Annotated in this window: 7 protein-coding genes; 4 read left to right on the top strand and 3 right to left on the bottom strand. The window is 69.5% G+C overall.

Going from position 1 to position 6,320, the window contains the following annotated elements; all coding sequences use genetic code 11:
• Both E8A12_RS18880 and E8A12_RS18875 read left to right on the top strand, forming a co-directional pair.
• On the top strand, window positions 1-497 hold a 497-nt coding region (locus E8A12_RS18880; RefSeq protein WP_293371675.1), incomplete at its 5' end, for a 4Fe-4S double cluster binding domain-containing protein.
• Between the two features lie 78 nt (window positions 498-575).
• Window positions 576-2,507, top strand: coding sequence for a hypothetical protein (locus tag E8A12_RS18875; protein WP_293371673.1), 1,932 nt, complete (start codon window positions 576-578; stop codon window positions 2,505-2,507).
• Here the strand turns inward: E8A12_RS18875 and rfbC are convergent.
• A complete protein-coding gene (rfbC, locus tag E8A12_RS18870) occupies window positions 2,504-3,058 on the bottom strand; it encodes a dTDP-4-dehydrorhamnose 3,5-epimerase (RefSeq protein WP_293371671.1) in 555 nt (184 codons plus the stop codon). The two genes, E8A12_RS18875 and rfbC, sit on opposite strands and share 4 nt — an antisense overlap.
• Window positions 3,059-3,090: 32 nt before the next feature.
• Between rfbC and E8A12_RS18865 the strand changes: the two genes are divergently transcribed.
• Complete coding sequence (locus E8A12_RS18865) at window positions 3,091-4,119, top strand: glycosyltransferase family 2 protein (protein WP_293371669.1); 1,029 nt, start codon at window positions 3,091-3,093, stop codon at window positions 4,117-4,119.
• Here the strand turns inward: E8A12_RS18865 and argE are convergent.
• Window positions 4,091-5,257 (bottom strand): acetylornithine deacetylase, encoded by a 1,167-nt coding sequence (gene argE, locus E8A12_RS18860; RefSeq protein WP_293371667.1) that lies wholly within the window; start codon window positions 5,255-5,257, stop codon window positions 4,091-4,093. The genes E8A12_RS18865 and argE overlap by 29 nt on opposite strands.
• Window positions 5,258-5,323: 66 nt before the next feature.
• On the opposite strand from argE, the gene E8A12_RS18855 reads away from it, so the two are divergent.
• On the top strand, window positions 5,324-5,794 hold the full coding sequence (locus tag E8A12_RS18855; RefSeq protein WP_293371665.1) for a GNAT family N-acetyltransferase: 471 nt from the start codon (window positions 5,324-5,326) through the stop codon (window positions 5,792-5,794).
• Window positions 5,795-5,810: 16 nt separating this feature from the next.
• Here the strand turns inward: E8A12_RS18855 and E8A12_RS18850 are convergent, their stop codons facing one another.
• The gene (locus E8A12_RS18850) at window positions 5,811-6,311 is read right to left on the bottom strand and encodes an FKBP-type peptidyl-prolyl cis-trans isomerase (protein WP_293371663.1); all 501 of its coding nucleotides are present in this window, start codon (window positions 6,309-6,311) and stop codon (window positions 5,811-5,813) included.
• Window positions 6,312-6,320: the final 9 nt, after the last annotated feature.

Here is a 6,320-nt window from a genome sequence, read left to right as displayed (position 1 = left end):
CCTACCTGACCATCGAGCTGAAAGGCCCGATCCCGCGAGAGTTCCGCGAGGCCTTAGGCAACCGCATCTACGGCTGCGACGACTGCCTGGCGGTCTGTCCGTGGAACAAGTTCGCCGCCCTTGCCGCCGAGCAGAAACTGCAGGCCCGCGAGGCCCTCCGCGCCCCGTCCCTCGCCGATCTCGCCCGCCTCGACGACGCCCAATTCCGCGCCCTGTTCAGCAAGAGCCCCGTCAAGCGCATCGGCCGCGACCGGTTCGTCCGCAACGTTCTCTACGCCATCGGAAATTCCGGCAATCCGGCGCTGGCGTCGGCGGCGGAGCGGCTGTTGGCCGATCCTTCGCCGCTGGTGCGTGGCGCCGCGGTCTGGGCCTTGGGTCAGCTGATGGACGCCGAAGCCTTCGAGGGCCTGCGCGTCGGCCACATGGGCGAACCCGACGCCGATGTCCTCGCCGAGTGGTCCGACGGCTGTCCCGCGCCGCCGCGCCCCGGCGCCTGAACATTTTTGGCCGACGGCTGACGCGCGTAGCGTCCGTGCTATGCAAGCGGCGCTGTAGATTGCGGAGATCGGTCGTCCATGGCGAAAGCGGAGGAAGCGCGGGAAGCCGAGGCCGCCGAAACGACGGTGGCCGGCGCCGGACTCGGCGCGGCCCTGGCGCTGGCGCTCGGCCGTCGCAAGGCGAAGCCCAGCGGTGATCCGGCCCTCGACGCCTTCCTGGCCGAACACACCCGCCTGGCGCGCCTGCAATCCGAGCATCTGCACGAAACCGGCGATCTGGCTCTTTCGCGCCTGCGCTGGGCCCGTTTCAGCGACCGGTTGAAGGCGCTCCTGCAAATGATGACCGCCCTGGTCGGAGCCGGCGTCGTGGCCCTGGTGGCGATGATGGTCTGGCAGGCGCGCGAACAGCACGGACTGCAGATCGAGGCCTTCTCCGTGCCGCCCGACCTCGCCCGCGGCGGCCTGACCGGCCAGGTGGCCGCCAGCCGCTTCCTCGACAAGCTGCAGGCCCTGCAGACAGCCACCGAGGACTCCGACCGGCCGTCACAGTCGTACGAGGGCAACTGGGGTTCCGACGCGAAGGTCGAGATCCCCGAAACGGGCCTCACCTTCGGCGAGTTCGAGAAATTGCTGCGCGACAAGGTCGGCCATGTGAGCCGCGTCAGCGGCGAGGTGCTGACGACGCCGACCGGAATCGCGCTTACCGCCCGCATGGGCGACGCCCCGCCGCAGACCTTCACCGGCCCAGCCACCGCCTTCGATGAGCTGGCCCAAAAGGCGGCCGAGGCGGTCTATCGAGCGAACCAGCCCTATCGCTATGTGGAATATCTGGACAAGGAAGACCGCTGGGACGAGGCCTTCGCCGTCATCTCGGACCTTGCCGCCACCGGCCCGATGAGCGAGCGCGGCTGGGCCTACGCCAGATGGGCGGTCATGGACCTCAATGATCATGGGGATCTGGCCGCGGCGCGCAGCCATGCCGCGCGGGGTTTGGGCTTTGGCGCCGGCTCCGACCTCGAAGACCGCATCAGCCTCGTGAACGCCGAGGTCTGGTCGGGGCACGACGAGGCGGTGCTGGCGATCTCCAAGATCCTCGATCACGACGACCAGAAGCGGGCCCCCGACACCAGCGAGGTCTTCTATGTGGAGAACAAGCTGCTGGGGCGCGCCTTCCTGCAGTTCGTGGTCCCTGACTTCCCGGCGTCGGCGCAGACCTGGCTGGCGATCGCTACGCAGGAAATCCTGCACTTCGGGGAGCCGGCGCCGGCCATGGCCGAGACGGCTGACGCCCTGGGACACGATCTGGCTGCTGCGGCGGCGGTCCAGCGAACGGCCCAGGTTCCGGCGGACAGCGAGATGCTCTGGGTTGTCGCCGAGGGCGCGTTCGAGGCTCTCCCAGCCTACTGGATCGCCGTCGAGCGCGGCGATTGGGCCGCCGCCCTGGCCGACGCTCGCGCGGTGGACGCCGCCCTGGAAGCCGGCCGCGCCAAGAAGCCGGTATATGGTCTGATGCAACGGGTCTGGATCTGGCCGCTGGAGGCGCGCGCCCTGTCGGCCATCGGCCAGGCGGCCGAGGCCCAGGCGTTGATCGGCAGAACGCCGCTCGACTGCTACCTCTGCCTTCGGGTGCGCGGCAGGATCGCCGCCGACGGTCGCGATTGGACCGACGCGGACCGTGAGTTCGCCGAGGCCGTGCGCCTCGCGCCGTCATCGCCCTTCGCGGAGGCTGAATGGGCCGAGGCGCGGCTCGCCCGCGGCGACGCGGACGGGGCCATCGCCCTGGCGAAGCGGTCGGCGGCCAAGGCCCCGCGCTTCGCCGATCCCCTGGAGGTCTGGGGCGAGGCGCTGATGGCCAAGGGCGATTTCGCGGGCGCCGCGGAGCGCTTCGCGGCGGTCGACAAGCTGGCCCCGCACTGGGGAGCGAACCACCGGCGTTTGGGTGAGTCGCTGGCGAAGCTTGGCAAGTCGGATGAGGCGCGAACTCAATTCCAGGCCGCGGGCCGACCCTAGAAGGTCGCGGGCGGCATGTCCTTCAGCCGCGGCAGGACCTTGTCCTTTTCCGACAGCAGCGGCTCCACATCCAGCGGCCAGGCGATGCCGATGTCGGGGTCGTTCCAGATCAGGCCGCCCTCGAGCTGGGGCGCGTAGTCGCCGTCGACCTTGTAGAAGAGCTCAGTGTCGTCGGTCAGTGTCATGTAGCCGTGGGCGAAGCCGCGCGGCACCCACAGCTGCTCGCCGGTCTCGGCGGTGAGCGCGGCGCCGACCCAGCGGCCGTAGGTCGGCGAGCCCGTCCGTACGTCGACCGCCACGTCGAAGATCGCGCCCTTCAAAACCCGCACCAACTTGCCCTGGGCGTGCGGCGCCTTCTGGAAGTGCAGGCCCCGCACCGTGCCCTTGAGGCCGTTGAACGCCTGGTTGTCCTGCACGAACTGGGTGTCCACGCCGGCGGCCAGCAAGGCCTTGTGGCTCCAGGTTTCGGCGAACCAGCCTCGCGCATCGCCATGGCGCTTCGGCGTGATATGCAGAACCTCGGCGAGGGCCAGGGGCGTGATCGTCGTCATGTCGGCTCGGAAACGTGGGAGTGACCTCTCGGATGGCGCGCGCCGGAGCGATTGGCAAGCCCTCAGCGCCGGCTGTGAGCGTGGTGATCGTGGTCTATGAGAGCGGCCCGACGCTGGCGGAATGCCTCGCGGCGCTGAAGACCCAGACCTTCACGAGCTATGAGGTTCTGCTGGTCGACAACGCCTCCAGCGACCGCACGGCCCAGACCGCCGCCGCCGCCGACCGCAAGATCCGCCTGATCGAGAACGCCGAAAACCTGGGCTTCGCCGCGGCCGTGAACCAGGGCGCAAAGGCTGCACGGGGTCAGTGGCTCGCGCTGCTCAACCCCGACGCCTATGCCGATCGAGCTTGGTTGGAACGTCTGGTTGCGGCGACCGAGGCGAACCCCGCCGTTCACTGCTTCACCTCCCGCCAGTTGATGGCCGAGGACCCGAGCCGCCTCGACGGCCTTGGCGATGTCATGGCGCTGGCCGGCTACCCGTTCCGCGGAGGCTACACCCACAAGGACCCCGGTCCGATTGCGCCCGGCTGGGTGTTCTCGGCCTGCGGTGGCGCCATGCTGGTCGAGCGCGACCTGTTCCTGCGCCTGGGCGGCTTCGACGAGCGGCTGTTCTGCTACTGCGAGGACGTGGACCTGGGCTACCGCCTTCGGCTGATCGGCGAACTGACGCTGCTGGTCCCGGACGCCGTGGTGCGCCACGTGGGCTCGGCCTCGACCGGCGGGCGGCGCTCGGACTTCGCGGTCTTCCACGGCACCCGCAACCGCTTCTGGGTCTTCGTCAAGGACACGCCGCCGGTGCTGTTCTGGCTGACGTTGCCGCTGCACGTCCTGGCGACCGCGGTGCTCTTCGCCCGTCACGCCACCCGCGGCGAGGTGGCGACGCCGATCAAGGGCCTAGTCGCCGGGATCCGGAACATCGGCGTCGCCCTCGACGCCCGCCGCGAAGCTCAGGCGACCCGCAAGGTCGGCTCCTGGGCGATCGCGCGGGCCATGACCTGGAACCCGCTCGACCTGCTGCTCCGCCGAGCCTTCATCCAGCGGAAGCGGCCCACTCCGTAAGCCGGCGCATGAAGGCCTGGCCGCGCTCCATCTGGGAGACTTCCACGAACTCGTCCGGCTGGTGCGCCTGGGCGATAGATCCGGGACCGCAGAGCACGGTCGACAGGCCCGCACGCTGGAACTGCCCGGCCTCGGTGGCGAAGGACACCGCCCTGGGCGGCCCGTTGTCGCCAGCCAGCCGCCGGGCGAAGTTCTCCGCCGCCCCATCCGGCTCCGGCGCAAAACCGGGCACATTGGAGAGCGTCTCGATCACCACGCCCGCCTCCGGCGCGCGGGCCTTCAGCGCCGCATCCATTGCCCGCACCTCGGCCACGAAAGGCGCCAGGATCGCTAGCGGATCCAGGGGCGGTTGGGTCCGCAGGTCGAAGATGAACTTGCATTCCCGCGCCAGGATGTTGCCGGCCGTGCCGCCGTGCACCGTACCGATGGTCAGCGTCGGCCACTTGGGCGTGAAGGGCGAAGCGGGGTCCGCGTCGCGCTCCAGCCCTTCGGCCAGCTCGGTGAGCGCAGCCATCAGCTTCACCGCCGCCATGATCGCCGAGACCCCCTGCTGGGTCTGGCTGGAGTGCGCTTCGCGGCCGGTCACGGTGACCCGGAAGTTGGCGATACCCTTGTGGCCGTTCACCGCGACCATGTCGGTCGGCTCGCCCACCACCACGAAGGCGGGGGCCGGCAGTTCGCGCTGGATGACCTCGATCATCGACGGCGCGCCCAGGCAGCCGATCTCCTCGTCATAGGAAAAAGCCAGGTGCACCGGCTTCCTCGGATTGGCCGCGATCAGGCCGGGCACGGCGCCCAGCGCCAGTGCAAGGAACCCCTTCATGTCGCAGGTCCCGCGGCCATAGAGCCGCCCGTCGCGCTCGACCACGGTCCAGGGATCGGTGCTCCACGGCTGGCCGTCCACCGGCACGACGTCGGTGTGGCCGCTCAGCACCGCACCGCCCTCCACATTGGGACCGACCGTCGCCAGCAGGTTGGACTTGGTCCCCTCGGCGTTCAGCACCCGCCGGTGCGGCACGCCGTGACGGTCGAGGTAGGCCTCCACCCATTCGATCAACGCCAGGTTCGAGTGGCGCGAGGTGGTGTCGAAGCCGATCAGGGTCTGAAGGATGTCGCGGTCGGGGCCGGAGAAGCTCATGGGCAAAATCCATAGACCCACGCTCGCGGGGCCTCAAAGGAATCCGCAGCCGTGATAGGCAGGGCCATGGCGACCGCTCCGAAAATCACCATCCGCCCCGCCCGCCGAGAGGATGTCGCCGCCATTGTGGCGCTCCTGGCCGACGATGGCCTGGGGGCCGGTCGCGAGGCGGTCAGCGATCCGCCGCTGCCGGCCTATCTCGACGCCTTCGACAAGATCGCCGCCAACCCGCGCGCTCTGTTGGCGGTCGCGGAGGATGGGGCGGCGAGGGCGGTCGGGACGCTGCAGCTCACCTTCATCGCCGGCCTGTCGAACCAGGGCGCCGAACAGGCCCTGGTCTCGGCGGTTCGCATCGCCTCAGACCTGCGTGGCCGGGGGCTTGGCGAGGTCTTGATGCAGTGGGCCATGGATGAAGCGCGCCGCCGCGGCTGCAAACAGATGGAGCTTCTTAGCGACACCAGCCGCACCGACGCGCACCGGTTCTACGAGCGGCTGGGATTCGAGAGGAGCCACGTCGGGATGAAGCGGGCGCTCTAGGGACGGCCAGCGGCCCTCACCCCTGCTCCACCGACCCCGGGCCGGGCAGGTAGTCGATCAGTTCGATGCGGAAGATCAGCGCCGCGTTCCCCGGGATCGGACCTTGGCCCTCGGGGCCGTAGCCCAGCTCCGGCGGCACATAGAGGATCCACTCGTCGCCCGGCCGCATCATCGGGATGGCTTCCTGCCAGGCCTTGACCAGATTCTTCAGCGGCATGCTGGCCGGCTGGCCGCGCTCGTAGGATGAGTCGAATACCGTGCCGTCGACCAGCTTGCCTTCGTAGTTGACCTTCACCTCGTCGTTGAGGTGCGGCTTGGCCCCGGTGGTCGGCCCAGAGTGGACGATCCTGTACTGCAGGCCGTCCGGCAGGACGACGACTCCGGGCTCCTTGGCGTTCTTCGCGAGGAACTGTGCCGAGGCCACGCTCTGGTCCGGCGCGGCCTTGACGACCGGCGTCTTCGGCTGGCAGGCGGCCAGCGCCAGGGCGGCGGCGGCAATCATCACTATACGGATCATTCTCTAGAA

The organism is Phenylobacterium sp. (assembly GCF_004799395.1).
GTDB lineage: Bacteria > Pseudomonadota > Alphaproteobacteria > Caulobacterales > Caulobacteraceae > Phenylobacterium.
The sequence above is the reverse complement of the archived record's forward strand: the minus strand, read 5'-3'. Positions and strand labels throughout refer to the sequence as shown.

Bases quoted from the DNA above. Each gene is read 5' to 3' on its own strand.
- E8A12_RS18865 (WP_293371669.1), top strand. From the start codon at position 3,091: ATGGCGCGCGCCGGAGCGATTGGCAAGCCCTCAGCGCCGGCTGTGAGC.
- rfbC (WP_293371671.1), bottom strand. From the start codon at position 3,058: ATGACGACGATCACGCCCCTGGCCCTCGCCGAGGTTCTGCATATCACG.
- E8A12_RS18855 (WP_293371665.1), top strand. From the start codon at position 5,324: ATGGCGACCGCTCCGAAAATCACCATCCGCCCCGCCCGCCGAGAGGAT.
- argE (WP_293371667.1), bottom strand. From the start codon at position 5,257: ATGAGCTTCTCCGGCCCCGACCGCGACATCCTTCAGACCCTGATCGGC.
- E8A12_RS18875 (WP_293371673.1), top strand. From the start codon at position 576: ATGGCGAAAGCGGAGGAAGCGCGGGAAGCCGAGGCCGCCGAAACGACG.
- E8A12_RS18850 (WP_293371663.1), bottom strand. From the start codon at position 6,311: ATGATCCGTATAGTGATGATTGCCGCCGCCGCCCTGGCGCTGGCCGCC.